Origin of the sequence: Candidatus Uabimicrobium amorphum (assembly GCF_009002475.1) — a bacterium.
Taxonomy (GTDB): Bacteria; Planctomycetota; Uabimicrobiia; order Uabimicrobiales; family Uabimicrobiaceae; genus Uabimicrobium; species Uabimicrobium amorphum.
Map to the genome: position 1 here is coordinate 6,278,763 of NZ_AP019860.1, position 22,358 is coordinate 6,301,120.

A 22,358-nucleotide genomic window follows, 5' to 3' on the forward strand; every position below is an offset into this window, starting at 1 on the left:
TAACAATGAACTATGATTATATAAGAAAATGTGGGCTTTGGTTGTGTGTTTGCTTAATGTTTATTAGCTATGTACATGGAGACAACGATACTAGAAAGCTCGGATTTAAAAAGCTCAGCGGTATGAAGTACAGCACTTCTTACTTAGTCGCTACGGTAGGTTTACCTATCGCCAGTAATATTCCCTCTTTTCAAGAAGGGTTAGCCTCTAGGTATCAAATCACACCAGCCTTACCGGCTGGTCTACAGTTTAATAACAAAACCGGTATCATCAGTGGAACACCGCAAACAGGCAGCGAAATAGCAACAACTCTTTTTACGGTAATTGCTTTCAATCCGGTGAGCAGTACCAGCACAAATATTGAAATCATTGTTGTTCCGCCGCAAAAATTTTTGTTGGCGGACGCCAACAACGATTTCGTTAAAATTTTTGACGTTGCCGCGCCACAGTTTGTTAGCACGATAGAAATGGCATTTCCCGTATCCGCGGCATTTGGCAATGGCCGTTTTGCCGTAGCATGTGATGGTGGGGTAGGAGTTGTTTTTATAGATGGCACTACCAATGAAATACTAGAAGTTGTAGGAGAAGGAATTGAGCTCGGTGGTGATTCCAGTACTATTTTTTTAAAAAATCGTTTCCTAATTACTGGTGATGAGGGCGTTTTGATTATTGACTCTTCAAGTTCGCAAAATATATTGGTGGCAGAAATCCCCCTTGAAGAAGGCATCCAAGGGCAAGCAGCTATTGTGAATGGTTTCTTGGCCGTTCCTTCATTTCTTGAAGATGGAAGTGGGGCGCTGGTGATTATCGATCCTGAAACCGCCGAAGTAATAGACTTTCTTGATTTAGAAGAAGATAATGGAATGGACACAGCTTTCGGGAATGGTATCCTTGCTCACACAGGAAGATTTAATGCTTTTTTTGTGGATATAGACGATGAGCTAATTGCGGGTAAGAGATTTTTTCTGAGTCATGATATTTCTCCCCAAAATAAAGAAAACCTCGATTTTCTTCGGAAAAAAAACGATAAACCTCGTTTGCAAAACAAACGCAACGATTCCGACCAGATACTTTTTGGCAACAATGTTTTCGTCCATGTTAAAGCAGATGATTTTCCACCTAGATCCAGAGTAGATTTTTTCTCGGCGGATGGTAAAAATATCGAACTCATTGGAAGTTTGGTGGGGGGAGGAGTGAATCACGCCGCTTTCGGCAACAACCGCTTTGCCATAGCTCGTAAAGCTATCAATGTGGTGACCATTGTCGAAGCAGGTATAGATCGCGATGGCGTTCCTTTTTTTAAAGAACTGGCAAACGTACCGGTGAACATTGGTCCCAACCATGTTACCTTTGGTGGCAATCACTTTTTGGTCACACACGAATTTGACGATCGCGCAGTACTCATTGATGCGATTACAAATAAGGTTGTTGCCAACATTGATGGTGTTGCTATGCCAGACTTAAATCCATTTGTTAACGCCCCAGTATGCTTTAGTTTTGCCAACGCTTCTTCATTTTGCATTACCCATGACGAACCTCAGGCGGTTATTGTGAATGGCAATACCAATGGGATCGAAAGGCAATTCTTTTTCGAGCAACGTCGAGGAATGTCAGTAAAAGATAAACAACAATATCGATCACTGAAAACCACTTTTCGCCAACAATTGCAAAACTACAAACACCATAAAACACGACAATTAAAGCAAGAAATTGCGATAACTAAAGAAAAAATAAAAGAAATAAATCTTCACCATTTCCAGACAAATACACCAAGACAAAAAACAACACGAAATAGGCGAAAACTTGAAGAAAAGAACCGTCGTGTTGCTTTTAGTGATGACAAATTTTTTGCGATTGACAACAACCAACTGTTGATTATTGATGCAATTCGCAATGTGCAACTTGATTTAAGAACATTTCCGTTTACCCTTCGTACGGTAGTTGCTGGTGGCAAGCGTGTTGTTGTTACGCACAACGCAGGAGCTACTCTTTTAGACTCTACCAACCTCAATGAATTGGCTGTCGTACCATTTTCTGGTTCTAGCCGTGTGGTGTTTGGGAACGATCGTTTTTTTGCTGTTTTTCGTGGAGAAGGTAAAATATTTGGTCTCGAAGGCAATATACTCCAATCTTTTGTTTTTAACGATACGATTCTGACGGATGTTGCATTTGGCGGCAATCACTTTGGAGCTCACGGTTCACATACAGTCCTCATTGATGCCACAACTAACAATATTGTTTTTAATGCACAAGCAGGCAATAATGCCATTTCTAATACCATTGCCTTTGGCGGTGGTAAGTTCATCACCGCGACATTGGACACAAAATCTAAAATTGGCATAGTCGATATTGCCCAGCAAAAAATTGTTACTGAATTTGCAGCTATTGGAAATCCCACGGCATTTGCTTTTGGCAACAATCGCTTTGGAACCATCAATAGTATTGGGGATACCTTTCATACCATCGACGCCACACTTAGCATAAACAAAAATATTGACGTTGGCTTTCGTCCAACGATTGCTGTTTTTGGGAATAATCGCTTTGTAATCGGTAGTGGTGACGGCAGTTCGATCGATAGCTCCATCAATATTATTGATAGTATTCGCAACGTTCGTACAACCACAATTCCTTTTGTTGATGCCGAGGGCGATTTTCTGTCTATTGCCTTTAATCCGGGAAAATAAGTTTATTTTACGTATTATTGTCCGAATATAGTTTGGGATTAGGTCATGATAAAATGTAAGTCAATATTACTAGTCGTATTTACCTCTATGCTGTTATGTGCTAATGGCTACGGTGAAAAAACAACAACACGCGGTTTTAAAAAATTACAAGGGTTCAAATATTCACAGCCAATAATCATTGCGGTAGTAGGATCTCCCATTACCGCCAGTACTCCTTCTTTTACCCAAGGGCTTGCCTCTAAATTTGAAATATCTCCGGCTCTACCACAAGGATTTGTTTTTGACACAAAAACAGGAGTGATCAGTGGCGTACCCACAGTGGGAAGTGAAAAAGCGCTAAGCGGTTTTACGGTAACAGCTTTTAACCCTGTGAGTAATACCAGTACTTTGGTGGAAATTGTCATCCAGCCACTACAAAAATTTTTAGTCGTCGACCATGAAAATAGCCGTTTTCATATTCTCAACTTGGCGACCCAACAAGTGACCGTTTTTGATAACTTTGGACTGCCCACTTGCTCTGCTTTTGGTAACGGACGTTTTGCGGTTGCCACAGAAAATGATGGTATCATTTTTATCGACGCGGTCACCAATGAGGTACAGCAAATCATTAAAGTTGCAGAGTTTTTAGCGGCAGATGCGAATTTGTTATTTCGCGACAATCACTTTTTTTACGCTGATGAAGAAATAGGTGGATTAATTATCGACTCTTCCGGTGATGAGAATGTGATAGTGGCCGAGATTCCCTTTGACGAAGGCATATTGGGAAGTGCCACATTTGTGGAAGAATTTTTTGCGGTCCCCACGTTCTTTCCTGACGGAGAATTCCCTTCTGCCCTTGCTCTGGTAAACACAACAACGGGGGAAATTGAAGATGAAATTGCTCTTGAAGGAGGAGGAACAATTAGTGTAGCGGTAGGTAACGGTATTATTGCCTACACCGATGATACATTTGCCAATATTTCTTTTATTGATATTGAAACCCAAGATTTTATTGATTTTTTCTTCTTTGATCGTCTGCCAACACAAGTACTTTTCGGAAATAATTTCTTTGCAACGGTTGTCCCTGAAGAGGATGGAGAGCGTTCCGAAGTTATATTTTACTATGCTGTGGATCGCAATATCAGCGAATTAGTAAGTTTTCAATTAGAAGGTGCGGTACACCTCGATTTTGGGAACAATCGTTTTCTCATCGCCAACCAGACAAATGGTACTGTATCCGTCGTTGAGGTCGGAGTAAATGGCGATGGTTTGCCCTTTGCGAATATTGTTTCTACTATTGAAGTCAACTCAACGCCATCTAACATCGTATTTGGCGGTAATCATTTTCTAGTCTCACATCGTTTTGATGATACTGCGATCCTAATCGATGCCATTAGTGGTGAGAAAGTTGCGAATATCAACAATATCTCTGTAAACTTTACCAATCCTCTTAGCAGCGGTCAGAGTTGTTTCAGTTTTGACAATAATTCTTCATTTTGCGTTGTCCATGACCAAAGGCAAGCTTTTATTATAAACGGTAACACCAATGGCATAGAACGACAATTTTTTGTTGGCGGGCCACCGCGACAAAAATTGCCGGCCAATTATCTAGAGTTGCGCAAAAAAATTTGCCGCTCATTGCGCAAATATAAACATAGCAAAGACCCTAAAATCAAACAAAAAATCGAAGAATACAAAAAAGAATTGGCCAGATTGCGCGCCATCAAGAATTCGCAAAAAGTGGCTGTCTCCCCATTGCCAAAATCTCCGCAACGTTTTTCCAAGCTATCTCCAAAGTTAGCAGCGTTTTCCGACGGTAAGTTCTTTGCCATTGTTGCCAATAACGTGATCGTGATCGATGCGACTACGCATAAAAAACTTTCCACAAATTTTATTTTTGCCCCACAAACAATTATTGGCACGGATGAGCATGTGGCCATAGCTACCACGAATGGGGTTAGCATCCGTCGCAGTAGCGATTTCAACGAAGTAGCATTTGTTAACTTTGCCAACACTCCTTTTGATATAGTTTTTGGTAACAACTTATTAATGGCTGTGTCAACTAACGAAGTTAAAATATTTGATATTACTGGAAATGTATCCAAAGTGTTTAGTGAACCGGCAGTCATTGGGGCGGCAACGCTAGCGTTTGGTGATAACCATTTCGCTGTGCATGGTTTGCGAACAACACTAATTGATGCAACAACATTTGACATTGTACTTACGCTTGATCATGGTAGCAGCACACCTGCAGATACAGTAACTTTTGGCAATGGTCAATTTGTTACAAGCCACAGAAATGACGACCGTGTCAGGTTGATTAATATTGCCCAGACAAAAACAGTCGCAGAAGTTCTAAGTGAAGGAGAACCCGTGGCCACTACCTTTGGTGATAACCGTTTTGTCTCCATTAATAATATAGCCAACACTTTAGATTTAATCAACGCCACTACAAAAACTAAAGTTGCCCAAGTGGCGGTAGACGTTTTGCCGGATTTTGTATTATTTGGTAATAACCGTTTTGTCGTTGGTTGTGGCAATGGTAATATTGATGCTGTCGTGACTATTGTTGATAGTCTTCGCAATAAGAAAATGGCTTCTGTATTTGCACCTTTTCAGACAACAGGTGGCTATCTATCGATTGCTTTTAATCCTAGCAAATGACGGAATAGATGATCATTACATCTTAAATATATGATATGAATCGCGATTTTATAATCGGTGAGTTTATGAAAATGTATAGGCCGTGAGTACTCACGGCCTATATCAATTTGTCTGTCCTACTTATCCTCTTTTGCCTTTTCCTTCTCTTTCTTTTCCTGCTCTTTTTTCATTTGTGCAGCCATAAGCGCTTTTTCTTTTTCGTAGTTCTTGTTCATGCGCTCAATAATAACTTTGGTGATGTCACTTTGTTGTTGCCAGTACAAGAGTTGTCGTGAGCGGATTTGCGCGCGAATTTGTTCAGAGGACTCTGCCTTTACATCAATATAAGAAAGTTGCGTTACTTGAGCAATTTCGTTCTCTTTGGCATAGCGAGCAATTTCGCTGCAGATTTCATTGTATAAATGCGTAATGGCATTGCGTGTTCTTTTGTCAAAAAAATACTGTACGCGTTTTTTGTTGTACTCTATCTGGAAAACCGCTTCCTCTAATTCCACTTCCTTCTGACCTCTCTCAGGTAAACCGTAGCGCATTTTCGCAATTTCTTCGCGTAGTTTTTGCACGTTTTTTTCCATGGCCTCTATTTGCTTGAGATTTTGTTGTGTGTCTGCTTGGATTCCTTGTTCTACATCGGCGCGCTTTTGGTAATTTTGAAATACCGCATCCACATCGATGACCGCTGTCTTGCTTTGTGTCGCGGTTTGTTTTTGGCGGCGTAGTTGTTTTAGTTCTAGATTAAGTTCAAACAGCGTGTCCATGGTCTGCTGTTGTCGTAGTTTTAGTTTGGTGATTTCTTTTTTTAGTATGGCGTTTTCTTTTTGTAGTAGATCTAGTGTTGTTTGTGCGTATAGCGCTGAGAGAAAGACGCAGGCGACTACTATGTACTTCATTGTTCACTCCTAATAACATTGTTTTGTTCCTAATTGCTTTTGATATTCGCTTCCGGAATGGTTTGAACCACAGAGACACAGAGAAAAGGAATAAACACGTTGTTGAAAGTGTTCTTTTACGAGAAAACTACGTATTTCGTTTTTTCATATAACCTTCAGTAAAAGATGTACAAATATAATGTGGCTTACAATACGTTAATAGTTATTTACTTTCTCTGTGTCTCTGTGGTTCAAAACCATTCCGGAAGCGAATATCAAAAACGACAAGATAACTTACTTTATTTTTTGCTGTAAATAAAGAGATATTTCAAGTTAGCGTCGTATTGAAATATGAAATCAGAAAATCCCTTAGAGTTTTTTTGATATGTAGAAAGGTACGACGATGTCAAATACCAAAATCTGCATAGTGGACAGCCATCCTATTGTATGTCGTGGTTTAAAGATATTGTTTTATCCGCATAAACAATGGGATGTATGCGCTGTAGCGTCGACGGCACGGGAAGCGTTTATAAAAATTGCGGAATGTGGACCACACATTGTGATTAGCGATTTTCCGTTGCCGGATATGTGTGGCATCGATTTCATCGATCACGTTTGTTGTCAGTGGCCGCAAACACATGTACTGGTGTTTTCTTGTGCGAAAAGTCGCGAGTTTGTCGAGTGTATCTTTCACGCTGGAGCACGCGGTTACGTCTGTAAAAGCGATGACGATAAAGAAGTCGTTCAAGCAATATCGACGATGGCACTTGGTGAGGTGTATTTTAGAGAGCGTCGCCAGCGAAAAACGGTGAAGCGTAAAAAAAATGTCACCAGTCGGGAGATGCAGGTATTACAGATGATCGCCAAAGGACTCAGCACCACGCAAATTTCGCAGCGACTGTTTGTGAGTAGGAAAACCATCGAAACTCATAAACACAATATTAAACGCAAGCTAAATTTACGCAATGCTACAGAACTTAGTTACTATGCTATTAAGATGTTTTCTTAAATATAAAAGGGGAAATACAATGACCGGAAAAATGATTGTTATAAAAAATAAAAATACAGTGATGGCCGTGATTAACGCGAGCACACTACGTAGGGCCAAGAGTCATAATGAACAAATGAGTTCTATACGAGCAACCGTTGAAAATTGTGAGGACGGTTTTGTTTTTTACTCATTTATTGATTATTAAATTCATGTTCGGTATTGCGCTTTGTGTTGGAAAAAAATGAACCACAGAGACACAGAGAAAGTTAAAACAATAAACGTATCGTAAGTTTAGTTACATTTGAACATCTTATACGCAAATTTTTTCACTTTATTGTTTTACAACTCGTTGAAGTATATATCATAAAAAATAACGAACAACAGATTTTTATTTACTTTCTCTGTGTCTCTGTGGTTTATCTTTTCGTATACAGGGGTGTAGTACCAATAACGAAGAATAACTCTATTTTTTTCGAGGAAAAACGCATGATGATTTGTTATCATCGCACAAGACATTTTCACAAAAGCATAAGGAGAAATCTTGTGACAAGCGCGGAAGCGAAAAATAGAGCTATTGAGCTCACTCAAATTCTATTGACAAAGATACAACAACAAGATCTCACAGACTTTACAGCAACGATTCGCGAACTCAAGGCGCTACGCTCTGAGGCAAAACACGAGGTAAACCAGGGACTGCGAGCAGTGATGAACGCGATGTCCTACGGCCCATATCGCGATTACTTAATGACTGAAGTTGTGGAACTCATTACCCTCGTGGCGTTTGCCATACTGCGCAAAGTGGTTCGCGATGGTTCTATTTCCGTAAGCAAGGGATCTATCGAAGACGTTATTCAGGAAGCATGGCTAAAAGAAGCGACCAAGTTTCATCAGTTACAAGGGCTCATCGCGCGTTTGCAACAAGGGCAAAGCGCCGAAAGTCTTGACGCTGAGGATGTAAAAGGACTTTTTAACCCACTAATGGCTGACCTACTTTCTTGGTATAGCCAAGTAGTGGCGAATAAAGGACGCGACTTTATGAAAATGAGTGGGCGCCAAGCAAGTTTTGAAAAAGATATCAAAAACTTAATGCATAAATATTTTCTCAAACATGAGGGAGGTCAAGATGAGTGAGGAAAAATTTTGGGATGAAGTTGAGGAAACATTTGCCAGCGAAGACTGGTTAGATTACATTAGCGACAACTTTCTAGAAAATCCCATCGCTACGCAAAAAAAAACGCGCCTTGCGGCAGCACCTGCGATTAACAAAGTAATGCTATTTACATTTGTCAACGACGTTTGTCAACAAGTGAACGAACTGCTTCCCAGTGAGGATATTGCACTCTTAGAACGCGCAAATACTCCGCACTGGGATCTTTTACAAGACAAACAATTGCGTCTACAAAGTTTTCCTCGCGGAGCTATTGAGATTCTCTATCGCCATCCAAGCGATGAAAAACTACAACAGCAATGTCTCTCTCTGATGGAACAGGCCGCCGAGGAAGATTCGTTGTGTACATATCTACAACAAAAACTTACGGAACTGCGCGATGAGTTTAGCGGCGAACAAATCACCTCAGCCATTGTGGAACTTATGTGGCAAAATCCAGACATCGCCACCGCATCTGTGGGGAAATACGGTCTTGATTATATCGCACGAACATCACTACAATCCTATATTGAGCACTCAGCGACGATCAACAGCCAAGGTATGTGCGACTTCACCTACGAAGGGCACGATATTGTCATATTCTATCACCAAAGGGGAGAGCAGTAATGAGTGAATACGACAAGCTCTTGGAACTATGCAGCGATGCGGAGCAACTGCAAGACTTCTTAGACTCAATGCGACTATGCATGGACACAAAACGCCTACACGAATTATTTCATAACATTGAAAGGCTATTTTTGTTTGAGAGCAGTCTTGCCAGAAAACGTCAAGCACCACTGCGCCACTTTTTGTGCAGTTTCTTACACAAAGGTAAATTCGTCACTGAGATCACACAGTTGTTTATCGCCACCTCTTTTGCTGTGCAAAATAGTAAGTTGTGGTGTGAGGTGGAAGATAGTGCACAATTGCCAAATAATTTGCGCGTGTGGATCCAAGCGATCAAACTCAAAAATGCTTGAGTGAAAACCACGAACATCTGTGCTATGCGTGATTCCATTTCAGAGGCAACAGGGAAGTAAGCAAAAGGTCTTTCGTCTCTGTTTTTTATATTGACCAAGAAATGCGAATCACGCACAAAATTTTTGTGTGTCATCTATAGGCACTATTTTTTTCCCATCCCACGATCACCTGATATTCTTACTAGTTCTCGCTAATCTTGAGATAAAACTATTTATAGATCTTTACTACAACATTACTACCTACTTCGGCACGAAAACCGGATTTCAAAACAATTCTTCGCCCAGCGGTAAAGTACATTTTTTCACCGGCAAACGCCTGGAAATTGTCACCAATGTGGATATTTTTTACACCTTCGACGTTCAAAGACTTGTCAAATGCTATTTGATCACGAGAACGAAGATGCATCGTTGTAGACAATCGTTTTACTATTTGATCCATCTCCCCTTCTACTAATAACTGACGACTATTCTCGATAAACTCATCATTGGCTTCACTACCATGGTAACTACGATATTTTTTCTTGAGTAAGGTCGTTGCTTTTTCACTAACGGAGTAGCGCATTTCTAACAAGCCATATTTCCCCATGTATTTACCAAACTTCTTTTGTTCGTCATTATTAGGGGCACGTGACAGAATTTCATCAAATGCTCTTTCCACTTCACGTTCGATAAAACGATTGTTGTCTGACTCTCTACTATATGGATAGAGCCGATTCGCAAAATAACGATCAACAGTGGAAAGAGTGTAACGGTCTCCCCACCACGGATAAATATCAAAATCTTCTGATTCAGAATTGTAGATTAGAGTATAACGCACATCACCAATGTTGGTGATAATATAGAAGGCATCGTCAGACTCAAGTATAGATGCTTCTTCATCAATCGCTAACTTTTGTTTATGAAAAGCATTTCGTATGCCTGTACTTATATAATTATCTTCAAGATCTTGCTGGTACTTGCCATTCAAAACACCCAAAAGATGTTTGTTGGGATTTTTAGCCAACGGAAAATGAATCTCATAGCACATAACGGAATGTGGATCAAAAGCAGTTGTAACGTTCATAATCTCAACCGTTTCGCTTTGAAATGGTTGGCGATTGACACCATCAAAAGTTCCTGAGTTCTCATCTATATTACCGTATACCCTGCGGATCGTAGCATCTTCTAATTTTTTTAAGACATTGCGGCGCGTTTTGTTTTCATCCCATGAATTTGTATCTTTGTAGTATTTGATTACTTTTTCTTCGTCCCAATCAATGTTTAAGTTAGGACTTTGTTGTTCATGTTTGAATCCCATAGCATGGCCAAATTCATGAACTACCTTACGGTAGAAATAAGAGTCATAGCGAATGACTTTTTCTCCGTTGATTTTCTTTAAAACACCTTTTTTCAGTATTGCTTTTTTTGATTTTTTATCATAACGATAAAAGGAAAGACGCATACTTGGTTTGCTAAGTTTTGAATCGGTACCGATGCTAGAACTATACCCCTCGCTGTAAGTTATTTTTACTGTAATTTGCGCATCTTTGTCATTATCAAATATAAAATTAATCCCGCAGCATTTTTCCCAACTGTTTTCGACTACTTTTTGAATTTGTTGTTCCAATATTGTATTTCTAATACCAACAAAACGCACATGTAAAACTCTTTCATCTTGAGGCCATAGTTTACTTGCATCTCCAATCAGAGAAAGACCACTTGTTTTCTCTTGATGTTTTTGCTGCGTAAAACCTTCGCCATCTGAATCAATCGTTCCACACAACCCCTGTGCAAAAAGTGTTGTGCTCCAAAAAAGCACAAACAAAAAAAACTTCCACATATTGTCTCCATACTCATGCAATAATATTACAAGTTTTGATTCTAAGTTACTTTTGCAGTGACGCTTGTAATGACGTTTCAACTTTTAGTATGGCTCTTTGCCATGTTTTTTATTACCTAATTTTCAAATTAGAAATTTTGTATTTTCTTCTTAAAAAATTAAGTTGAATATAAATAATTCTACTTTTTAGAATATATAAAATATCTTGTTTTTTCAAGACCTTCTTATCTAAGGAATTCCCTTATTTTTTATCATCCACAAACACTGAGAAATTCTAAGAGACTGTTAGACATTACATTATAGCTATTAGATTACATGATAAACACAGAGGGCCATGGCGACCAACAAATTGCGTAGAGAGATTTTTTGGAAGATTTGATAGACTTTATCGAACCAAGGGAGCTTTTTGCGACTATAAATCTGCACAAAAGCATGGTGACCTGCTTGGTTATCTCTTTTTCATACGTGCTAATGGGTATGCCTGTCCTTTGGAGAAAGTTGGAAAAATTCCGTTTTACCATCTATTCAACCGTCCAAATTTAATCCATGCTCAAAAATAGTCTAGACAATGGGGATAACTGTAGTTATTTTATTTCTATCAAATTTCATTATAGAACGGTAAGATTCGTAGATACATGAGGTTAAAAGTGGACGAAAAACAATTTAGAACATTGTGGGATAAAGTGGTGACTCCTGAAGCACTTGATAGTGACAGGATAGGCAAAACTTACAAATCAAGCGAGATGACATTTTCGCAGGTTGTAACTGTGTTTCCTGAAGATGAAGAGTCAACATTTTCCAGCAAGGAAACAATAGCTCCTGGTTTAAACACTTTTTCTGAAAAAAACACTGTTGCTCCACAGCCCTTCATCGAGCAAAATCTTGCTTCCCAAATTTTGCCAACCCAGTTGGCGTTCCAAAAAAACTATCAAGATTTTAAAGAAATCAATCGTGGCGGAATGGGAGTTATTTATTGCGCTCAGCAAAGTAAATTCGATAGAGAAGTTGCGATCAAAAAAATGTTGCCGTCGGCGCAAAAAGACAAATTTTTAGCTGAATCTTTGGTAACAGCTTACCTTGAACATCCCAACATTATACCAATACACGACATAGAAGAAAATGAACAAGGTGAAATTCTAATTGCAATGAAATTAGTAAAAGGTGTCTCATGGAAACAACTTTTATATCCCAAAACCACAGAAGAACAGGAAAAAGCCGACCAGTATGATTTTGAAGCGCATCTACAAATTTTGCTTAGTGTGTGTGATGCTCTTAACTATGCGCACAACAAAGGAATTATCCATTGCGATTTAAAACCAGAAAATATTATGATCGGTGACTATGGTGAAGTTTTGGTGATGGATTGGGGAATAGCTGTTGACATCAACAAAAAAGTTGAAGAAATACGTACTTTCCACAAAGATACCATAAAAACGCCTATGGGGACTCCTTGTTACATGCCACCTGAATTAGCAGAAGGTAGAGGTAAAGATATCTCATATGCAACAGATGTGTATCTACTGGGAGGAATTTTGTACGAAATTCTACATAAGAAACCACCTCGGAGAAATAAAAATTTGTGGTTAACGCTGTTGGATGCTAAAGAAGGGAATATAGCTAATGTTTCATATTCCATACCAAAAGAACTCAAATGTATTTGTTATAAAGCAATAGCCAAGTCTCAACAAAATAGATACAGTAGTATTGACAGATTTAAAATGGATATAGAAAGATATCTCTCATGTTATCACAAAAGTATACAGATGAGCGAAAAAGCGGGAGAGTGTTTAACAAAAAGTTTGATTTGTTCGAGAAAAATAAAACTAGAGGTTACTTCTTTAGAAGAAGAAATTAAAACAACTAAATCAAGTATAACCTTTTATATAAGTAAAAAAGCGAAAAAGAGAGTTGAGTGCACAAAAGAAAAGATACAAGAACAAGAAAAAAAGAGGTTACTTGTAAACGACATGTTCTTGGAAAGTATTTTTACCTTTAAAAATGCTTTAGAGTTGTGGAACGAAAATTTAGAAGCGCAACAAGGCGAAATGAGAGCCAGATTAGAATATGCAAAATTTGCTTTTCATAATGGAGATACCCATATCGCTTCATTACAAATAGAAAAATTTGATCTGAAAAATTTAAAATTTGAAATTCAGCGAGAAATAAAAGAGTTACAGAAAGCAATAAAAGGTAAAGGCGATATTTATTTTATATTAAAAAGAAATTTTGCTAGCCTTGGTGGTAATAGTGTTGCATTTTTTTTCATTTTTCTCTGTACTTTACCAATTATAATTCTGTGGCCGATAATAGAAATGTTCTTGAAAGACGACCCCTCAACAACGAGAGACATCTTAGATATCTTTGGTCTTTCCAAAAAAGAAAAAGACTAAGATGGAAAAAGGAATCCTCTACTAAAAGAAAACTACAAAGGCAAATAATGGACGATGCGACATTTAAATCACTATGGGAAAAGATAGTTGACCGTGAATCATTACAAGGTGACAAAGTAAATGATACATATAAAACGCAGGACACATTTTCACATAATGTAACTATTTTTCCTGAACAAAAAACAAAAACTTCTAACAACTCAGATACTAAGCAAACCTTTTCTGAAAGTCAGACGATAACACCAAGAGATACTTTTTCTAAAGAAACGACAATTGCTCAAGATTCCCAAGAGCAGGAGATCCACATTAATGCTCAAAACACATACAGAGATATAAAGGAAACGAATCGTGATGATATGAATGTTGTCTATGAAGCTTGGCAAAAAAAGTTAAAGAGAAAAGTAACCGTAAAAAAAATGCTACCAAGTTCAAAAAACAAATCGTTCGTTGGGGCAATGGTCGCCGCTTACCTTGAGCACCCGAATATTGTACCAATTCACAATATAGAGCAAAGTGAAACAGGCAAAATTTTCCTTACAATGAAACCTGTTAAGGGCTATTCTCTTAACGAGTTGCTTCATCCACAGACAAAAAAACAAGAACAAGAGTCTCAAAAATATGAACTTTCTTCTTACCTAAAAATGTTACTAAAAATATGCAACGCGGTAAACTATGCACATAGCAACGGTATCGTAAACTGTGATTTAAAGCCACAAAATATAATAGTGGGCGTCTACGGAGAAGTTTTAGTTAAAAATTGGGACATAGCTGTCAGTGTAGATAATGATCAAAAAAAGGCATACATTACCTGCAAAGATTCTATTTGTAAACCAATGGGAACTCCCAGCTATATGCCTCCCGAGTTAGTAGAAGGAAGAGGTAAGGACATATCGTATGCAACAGATGTATATCTATTGGGAGGAATTTTATATGAAATTCTGTATAGAAATCCTCCTCGTAAGAACAAAGATTTATGGCATACGTTGCTTGAAGCCAAGAGAGGACAACTACCAAGCTTTGATAGTGAAGTACCAGATGATCTAATAAATATTTGTAAACGTGCAATGGCAAAAAATGCAAAGTCAAGACACGCAAATGTAGCGGAATTTCAAAATGAGTTAGAGGATTTTTTATCTAATCAAGAAAGTATCGTAATAAGTAATCAAGCAACAATTCAACTTGAAAAGTGCTTAAAGTGTTTAGAAAATTCAAATCACAATGCAGCATATATAAAAAATACACCTAAAAAAGAAATAGAAAAATCTAAAATACAATTAAACGATATGTTTCTAGAAAGTATTTTTAGCTTTAAAAATGCTCGTGAAATTTGGCAAGGAAATATTAAAGCAATCCAAGGAGAAATTAAATCAAGACTAGAATACGCAACACTTGCATTTCAAAATGAAGACATCAATCTTGCTTTATCACAAATAGAAAAATTAGAAGTATTAGATACAACACCCGTAGATGAAGAAAAAATAAACGAATTGCGAATAAAAATAAAAGATCGTAGTAGTGTATACTCTGAAGTTAAGCGCCACACAAAAGGAATCTCTACCGTTATTTTTTCGACCATTATTCTATGTGTATTCCTCGTAGCTTTTATTCTGGTTTTAGTATTCCTGCCAAATTGGATACCACCTCACATTATTTTTCTCTCAACTTTTTTAGCACTAGTAATAACACTTGTATGGAATGCTATAAAATCTAATGAAAGATGATAAATTTTCGTCCTTAGATTGAGGAAAAGCTAAACAAAATAATGTACAAAACAGCAATAAGCTGTAAATACTTTTTGCCATTCATAATAAACCTCACCAAAACACATCACCTTAGCACAACCTCGTGTTCTTACACTAACCAAAAAAAATTCCACTATCTGCTTTATTTGATTTTCTAAAAAGACCCGTTGTATCGAAGTTGAAATTTATCAATACCTTATAGCGTCTAAGACGTTCGCGTAATAAAAATAAGGGAATTCCTTAGATAAGATTGTGTTGCAAAAAAACATTTTTTTTAATAAATTTAAATAATTAATTTTATTTAGCAAAATTTTATTTTTGTAGACGGAGGGAATAATGAAATATTTTGTCTTATGTATTTTTATGTTGTCCATTTTTACCTCAGCAGAAGGAGTTATGCTATTAGAGCATAAGGGAACCACAAATCCGGAGCAGGAGGGACTTACTCTAAAAACTTCTAACCTTGAGGGGTTATCTACTTCAGCTAAAGATGGTGGATGGTGTGTAACAGACAATAATAGTAAAGGCGGATGCTACTACCAGTATTCTTTTAATGACAAAGAGAAAAACTTACTAAAAGACCCTTCCAAAGGCTTTATCATGAGAATGGAAGTCAAGCTAATCGAGGGAAGTACGTATTTTAAAGTGGAAGTCAATACTGCCCCCGGAAAAAGACAAGGGCCTATGTATATTGTTAAGTTAGTCGTGATAGGCAATCAAGTTCGCGCACAAATAGGTAACCGCGCAACACCTTACAGTAACGAATATACAATGGTTGATCATGCCGACAAATATCATTTATATGAGTTATATGCTGATCCAAAAACTCCGCAAGCCGATTTGTATGTGGATGGAGTAAAAAGAATAGAGAATGTAGGAGTTCGATATGACTCAGGTATACATGAAGCCTTTTTTGGTGCCGCGAGTGGGCCAGATAATGGCACCGCTTGTTTTAAACTTGTTCAGGTAGAAGCTCTTACGGATCGCCCAGAGTCGATCACCAATACTTCCCGAAGTATAAAAAGTTTTACCGGTTACAAAGAATGTCCAGAAAATGCAACAACCAGTTTGTGCACTCTCAATTGTGGAAATGGTGTGGGAGGGACAGTGCGTATTACTGTTTATGGAAACGTACACGGAGATGGCGGAAGTATTTCTGTGGGTTATAAAGAATACATCGTAACGAACCCTCATAAAAGCCCACCAGTGGTAAAAAGAATCTGCGATTATAAAAGCAATAAACGAATAGGTTCTATGACGCATGTCAATGATATTGTTGCCGAAGTAGTGGGCAATTTCGTTGTTTTTAAAGCAGTCGTTGGCAATAACGGAACAAAACAGTACCTAAAATTGAATTATCTACTGGAAATTCGCGGGCATGTCACTTATATGAGATTTTATCCCGAATAGAGTGAAAACATCAGATTTTGTTGATTATCAAACAAGGAGTAAGGAATGAGAGTTATTATTTTTATGTTGTTTGTTATAACCACGGTTGTATGGGCTCATGACGAAGAGCAGATACGAATTGGGAATTTTGAGTTTTTAAAAATCAAAGTGAAAGACCTACTGAGTGTAAATGGTGAATTGCACGTAAATAAGATATATGGAAAAGATGGTGGAACCCTAGGTGCAAGTTCAACTGGAACTGTAGCGATCAAATGGAATGGTTGGGGGATGGTCGGAATAGATCATCAACCAACAAGCGGGTATAAACTTGCGGTTGGTGGGGCGAGTAAGTTTGTGGGGAAACTAGACGTGGATACAGGCAACAGTAGGCTAGGAGCGCATTTTAAAAGTAGTCATCAAGCCGGACCCTATATTCAAATGGGAGAGCACACCATTTTTGCGGAAGCCAAAAGAAAAGGAAGTATCTACAGTCCATACAGTTTTTCCCTAACCTCTGACGCAGTGAGCCTTGTGTCGCGTAAAGAACCTCTGCACATAGTAGGCAGTGCTAAAATAGATGGTGAGTTGCATGTAAATAAGATACACGGAAAAGATGGCGGAACCCTGGGAGCAAGTTCAACCGGAAATATAGCGATTAAGTGGAATGGTTGGGGAATGGTCGGAATAGATCATCAACCAACAAACGGTTATAAACTTGCGGTTGGTGGAGCGAGTAAGTTTGTGGGGAAACTAGACGTGGATACAGGTAACAGTAGGCTAGGAGCGCATTTTAAAAGTAGTCATCAAGCCGGACCCTATATACAAATGGGAGAGCACACCATTTTTGCGGAAGCACAAAGAAAAGGAAGTATCTACAGCCCATATAGTTTTTCCATAACCTCCGATGCTGTAAGCTTCGTGTCACGTAAAGTACCTCTGCATATATTAGGTAGTGCTAAAATAGATGGCGATGTTGGAATTGGGACAACAACACCTTCTGCGAAACTACATGTTAATGGTTCAGCTAAGTTCGTTACTTATCCTCCGAATAATGTTGGTATACAAATAGGACATGAAAATGGCAATGCACCGTTTATTGGAAATCTAGGTGGTGATTATGGTCTAAACATAGTGACAAAGGGGGAAAAAAGAATACATGTTACTACTGACGGTTTTGTGCACGTACACAGCAACTTGAATGTAAATGGCTCAGTTAAATTTGTTACTTATCCTTCGAATAATGTTGGTATACAAATAGGACACAAAAATGGCAATGCGCCATTTATTGGAAATCTAGGTGGCGATTATGGCCTAAGCATTATAACAAAGGGGGAAAAAAGAATACATGTTGCTACTGACGGTTTTGTGCACGTATACAGCAACTTGAATGTAAATGGTATTCTAAATGTCACAAATGGATTAGAAGTAAAAGGTAAAAGTGACTTTCACAGCACAATTCAAACGAACAACAACGATATTTTATTGTACACAGATACGGCTCATGGAGTAGGAGTTTATCACCCAGCAAAGCCATTTAATGGTTTTGCCAGTAGTGGTCCTGTTGTTTATGGTTACAACGGTGGTGCTCTTGGTACTACTGTAAGTGGACAAAAAGTTGCTTTGCAATGGAATAACAATAATCAGGTAGGAATCAATTGCAAACCACACCAACACTATGAGTTAGCGGTTAATGGTGAAGTAATTGCTACTGAAATAGTTGTTGAAAGTGGTTGGGCTGACTTCGTTTTTGATGATGATTACAAACTTATGCCTCTAGAGGAAGTTGAGCAGCAAATCAATAAAAACAAGCATCTTCCTGATATACCATCTGAAGAAGAGATAAAGGCCAAAGGGGTTCCTATAGGTAAAATGCAAGCTAAGTTACTACAAAAAATTGAAGAGCTTACTTTGTATACAATAAATCAGGAAAAGAAAATCAAATTTCAAAATCAAAAAATGGGACTGCAAGACCAAAAAATTAAACTACAAGATCAAAGAATTAAACTGTTAGAAAAACTTGTGAAAGAAATTAGCACAAAGTAATCCAAAATAATTTTGATTTATTAGTGAAAATAGATTCACAATTAGCAACGAATATACTCGAAGATTTTGAAGATTATATTTTTCTTAGAAAAATAGTAGCAGAAAAAAATTATTTAAAATCATATTGGATAAATTCTAAGTGTAAATTTTGGACCGTCATCAATTGTTATGCTCGCGGTTTTCGACGCATAATATGACAATAAACGTTATGTTTATCGCTAGCAGCAAGAAAATGAACCCGGATTAGTTAGAGGAAAAAGAAAAAATGAAAACATTGTCAATATTATTTACATTTTTCATATTTATCGCACAAATACAAGCCGATACATCAACAATGGCCTTTACCGACTTCACCAACTATGATGCCAACACCAAAAAAGCCACAGGTACTCTTTGGGATACCCAGGTAGAAGTAAGTAGCGAAAGTGGTGCCGTCTACAGGTTTGTCGATAATGCCACGACATTTGACCTGTCGGTTTTTTCTCCCAAATTAAAAACATCCGACTTTGTTGAAATTCTTGCTCACGGTAATAAAACAGTGTCGCGTAAGTGCAAAATTACCTTTAGCAAACCAGTATTGAATCCGATATTGCATTTTGCAGAGGTAGCATCGTTTGTAACCTTTGACAGCAATGTAACTATTGTGAAAAAAAGCGGTACTTTGCAAGTAGACAAAAACAAAGTTGTTGGTACATTTAACAATTTATACAATGGCGTATCGGGAAGATTTTACCATGTAGACGGGAGAAAACTTGCCGATAGTTATGGTACAGTACAACTTTTAGGAGAGTTTCGTACCATTAACTTTAGTGTTCAAAAAAACTTTGGTGGATCACATTCTGATCACATACGACTACAAATAGGTCGCGAAGTTCTTGACGAAAAACAAGCCGCAGACTTATTTGGAGAAAAGAAAACACTTGCATTTGCAAATTTTGCAAGCCATGACCAAACAGCAAAGAAAGTGGCGGGAACTATTGCCAATACAAAAATAACGATTAGTGGAGATGTCGTTTCAAAGTTTGAAAAGGACACAGATGTCTTTGACCTAGCATTGTTTTCTCCGAGAATAAAAAAAGCGCACTCCATAACCATCGAGGCACACGGAAATCGAACTGTTTCGCGCCGTTGTCAAATTACTTTTGATAAGGTCGTTGTAAATCCTATCTTTCACTTTGCAGGTCTGGCGTCTAATTTAACTTTTGACGAAAAAATTACTATTGTCAAAATTGGTGGTACTCTACAAGTTAACCAAAACAAAGTTTTTGGCACACACACCAATACTTTAAATGGTGTTTCTGGCAGATTTTATTATGTGGATGGGAGAAAACTTGCCGATAGTTATGGGACGGTGCAACTATTGGGAGCATTTACTTCTCTTAACTTCAACGTTCAAAAAAACTTTGGTGGGTCGCACGCTGATCTAATTCACATGCAAATAGGTCGTGAAGTGCTTACCGTAAGAGGGGCAATGGATTTACTAGGAGCAAGTATTTATAGCCCCAAAGAACAGCATGTAAATATCGACGGTCGCATAGTTCATATCCGTGCAACAAATGAGTTCTCAAAAAGTACGGCAGCATTACTACTCGAAAACGATTATCGCAAGTGGTATCTCGCTTCACAATCAGGAAATTTTGTTCTTGGCAACTACGATTTAGACTATGATCTTTTCAGCATTGACAAAAATGGTAACGTGGGAATTGGGACAACGCCTTCTACTAAGCTACATGTTAATGGTACAAGCAAATTTACAGGAAAACTAGAGGTTAATGAATTAGTGGAGATTAAATCAACTTCTACTAGCGCAGTCCTTAATTTGATGAATGGCAAAGACAATAAATGGCAAATAGGCGCTGGGGAAACTGGCTACTACATTTATGACATAAACAAAAAACATTTTGCGCTGTTTGCTCATAACAATGGTAGTGTGGGAATTGGAACAACAACACCTTCTGCGAAACTACATGTTAATGGTACAAGCAAATTTACAGGAAAACTAGAAGTTAATGAATTAGTGGAGATTAAATCAACTTCTACTAGTGCAGTCCTTAATTTGATGAATGGCAAAGGCAATAAATGGCAAATAGGTGCTGGGGAAACTGGCTACTACATTTACGATATAAACAACAAAAATTATGCGCTATTTGCTAATAATAATGGTCATATTGGTATTGGCACAACAAACGTAGGTGAAAATGAAAAACTTCAAGTTGAAGGTAACGCGTTAGTAAATGGTCGCTTGGCTACAAAATGGGTAAATTTTGATGGTCTTAGTAAATGGGGTATCCAACCGCAAGAAAATAAAGCTTTGTACTTCTACAATAGAAATGGGCCGGACTCAACAGTACCTTTTGCCATCACAAATAGTGGCGATGTTGGAATTGGGACAACAACACCTTCTGCGAAACTACATGTTAATGGTTCAGCTAAATTCGTTACTTATGCTCCGAAGAATATTGGTGTTCAAATAGGTCAGGAAAACGGCAATGCACCGTTTATTGGAAATCTAGGTGGTGATTATGGTCTAAACATAGTGACAAAGGGGCAAAAAAGAATACATGTTGCTACGGATGGTTTTGTGCACGTATATAGCAACTTGAATGTAAATGGTATTCTCAATGTCACAAATGGATTAGAAGTAAAAGGTAAAAGTGGCTTTCACAGCACAATTCAAACGAACAACAACGATATTTTATTGTACACAGATGCGGCTCATGGAGTAGGAGTCTATCACCCAGCAAAGCCATTTAATGGCTTTTCCAGCAGTGGTCCTGTTGTTTATGGTTACAAAGGTGGTGCTCTTGGTACTACTGTAAGTGGACAAAAAGTTGCTTTGCAATGGAATGACAACAATCAGGTAGGGATCAATTGTAAACCTTTTGGACATTATGAATTGGCTGTTAATGGTGAAATTATTGCTACAAAAGGTTTAGAAGTAAAAGGCAAAAGTGACTTTCACAATACAGTTCAAATGAACAACAACGATATTTTATTGTACACAGATGCGGCTCATGGAGTAGGAGTCTATCACCCAGCAAAGCCATTTAATGGCTTTGCTAGCAGTGGTCCTGTTGTTTATGGTTACAAAGGTGGTGCTCTTGGTACTACTGTGAGTGGACAAAAAGTTGCTTTGCAATGGAATGATAATAATCAGGTAGGAATCAATTGCAAACCTCACCAACACTATGAGTTAGCGGTTAATGGTGAAGTAATTGCTACTGAAATAGTGGTTGAAAGCGGTTGGGCGGACTTCGTTTTTGATGATGATTACAAACTTATGTCTCTAGAGGAAGTTGAGCAGAAAATCAAGAAAAATAGGCATCTTCCAGATATACCGTCAGAAAAAGACATAAAGGCAAATGGCGTTCCCGTAGGTCAAATGCAGGCTAAGTTACTACAAAAAATTGAAGAGCTTACTTTGTATACAATAAATCAGGAAAAGAAAATCAAATTTCAAAATCAAAAAATGGAACTGCAAGACCAAAAAATTAAACTGTTAGAAAAACTTGTGAAAGAAATTAGCACAAAGTAATCCAAAATAATTTTTATACTGCAGCGATTTTACATATTACAATTTTTACCTGAAGCTAAAGAGAATGTGCATGAAGTGAAGTAGGTCATTAAATTAAATTAAATACAAATGGGCGTATCCGCCAAGAGC

General features: G+C 37.9%; 13 protein-coding genes. 11 read left to right on the plus strand and 2 right to left on the minus strand.

The genetic code is table 11. The annotated features are described in order from the left end of the window. Positions 1 to 5 precede the first annotated feature (5 nt). Together UABAM_RS22600 and UABAM_RS22605 are read left to right on the plus strand one after the other, a co-directional pair. On the plus strand, positions 6 to 2,684 hold the full coding sequence (locus UABAM_RS22600) for an Ig domain-containing protein (protein ID WP_151970263.1): 2,679 nt from the start codon (positions 6 to 8) through the stop codon (positions 2,682 to 2,684). Positions 2,685 to 2,729: 45 nt separating this feature from the next. After that, on the plus strand, positions 2,730 to 5,327 hold the full coding sequence (locus UABAM_RS22605) for an Ig domain-containing protein (RefSeq protein ID WP_151970264.1): 2,598 nt from the start codon (positions 2,730 to 2,732) through the stop codon (positions 5,325 to 5,327). Between the two features lie 116 nt (positions 5,328 to 5,443). On the opposite strand, the gene UABAM_RS22610 is transcribed toward UABAM_RS22605, so the two are convergent. Continuing rightward, entirely contained in the window at positions 5,444 to 6,214 is a 771-nt protein-coding gene (locus UABAM_RS22610) for an OmpH family outer membrane protein (RefSeq protein WP_151970265.1), read from the minus strand. A 382-nt stretch (positions 6,215 to 6,596) separates the two neighbouring features. Between UABAM_RS22610 and UABAM_RS22615 the strand changes: the two genes are divergently transcribed. From UABAM_RS22615 to UABAM_RS22630, 4 genes are all read left to right on the plus strand, one after another. Further along, complete coding sequence (locus UABAM_RS22615) at positions 6,597 to 7,202, plus strand: LuxR C-terminal-related transcriptional regulator (RefSeq protein ID WP_151970266.1); 606 nt, start codon at positions 6,597 to 6,599, stop codon at positions 7,200 to 7,202. A 525-nt stretch (positions 7,203 to 7,727) separates the two neighbouring features. Then, on the plus strand, positions 7,728 to 8,315 hold the full coding sequence (locus tag UABAM_RS22620; protein WP_151970267.1) for a hypothetical protein: 588 nt from the start codon (positions 7,728 to 7,730) through the stop codon (positions 8,313 to 8,315). Then, positions 8,308 to 8,958 carry a hypothetical protein gene (locus tag UABAM_RS22625; protein WP_151970268.1) on the plus strand — a complete coding sequence of 217 codons (651 nt, stop codon included), beginning with the start codon at positions 8,308 to 8,310 and terminating at the stop codon, positions 8,956 to 8,958. Before UABAM_RS22620 ends, UABAM_RS22625 begins: the two co-directional genes overlap by 8 nt. Continuing rightward, a complete protein-coding gene (locus UABAM_RS22630; RefSeq protein WP_151970269.1) occupies positions 8,958 to 9,311 on the plus strand; it encodes a hypothetical protein in 354 nt (117 codons plus the stop codon). Before UABAM_RS22625 ends, UABAM_RS22630 begins: the two co-directional genes overlap by 1 nt. Positions 9,312 to 9,519: 208 nt before the next feature. On the opposite strand, the gene UABAM_RS22635 is transcribed toward UABAM_RS22630, so the two are convergent. After that, complete coding sequence (locus UABAM_RS22635; protein WP_151970270.1) at positions 9,520 to 11,130, minus strand: zinc metalloprotease; 1,611 nt, start codon at positions 11,128 to 11,130, stop codon at positions 9,520 to 9,522. Between the two features lie 647 nt (positions 11,131 to 11,777). Here UABAM_RS22635 and UABAM_RS22640 point away from each other — a divergent pair. The 5 genes from UABAM_RS22640 to UABAM_RS22660 all read left to right on the plus strand — a co-directional run bounded on the left by UABAM_RS22640 (position 11,778) and on the right by UABAM_RS22660 (position 22,229). Continuing rightward, a complete protein-coding gene (locus UABAM_RS22640) occupies positions 11,778 to 13,520 on the plus strand; it encodes a serine/threonine-protein kinase (RefSeq protein WP_173013506.1) in 1,743 nt (580 codons plus the stop codon). A 47-nt stretch (positions 13,521 to 13,567) separates the two neighbouring features. Beyond that, positions 13,568 to 15,241: a protein kinase domain-containing protein gene (locus tag UABAM_RS22645; RefSeq protein WP_151970272.1), complete on the plus strand. Its 1,674-nt coding sequence runs from the start codon at positions 13,568 to 13,570 to the stop codon at positions 15,239 to 15,241. Positions 15,242 to 15,598: 357 nt separating this feature from the next. Further along, entirely contained in the window at positions 15,599 to 16,672 is a 1,074-nt protein-coding gene (locus UABAM_RS22650) for a hypothetical protein (RefSeq protein WP_151970273.1), read from the plus strand. Positions 16,673 to 16,717: 45 nt separating this feature from the next. Beyond that, positions 16,718 to 18,694, plus strand: coding sequence for a hypothetical protein (locus UABAM_RS22655; RefSeq protein ID WP_151970274.1), 1,977 nt, complete (start codon positions 16,718 to 16,720; stop codon positions 18,692 to 18,694). 265 nt (positions 18,695 to 18,959) lie between these two features. Beyond that, positions 18,960 to 22,229, plus strand: a complete 3,270-nt coding sequence (locus tag UABAM_RS22660) for a hypothetical protein (RefSeq protein ID WP_151970275.1) — start codon at positions 18,960 to 18,962, stop codon at positions 22,227 to 22,229. Positions 22,230 to 22,358 lie beyond the last annotated feature (129 nt).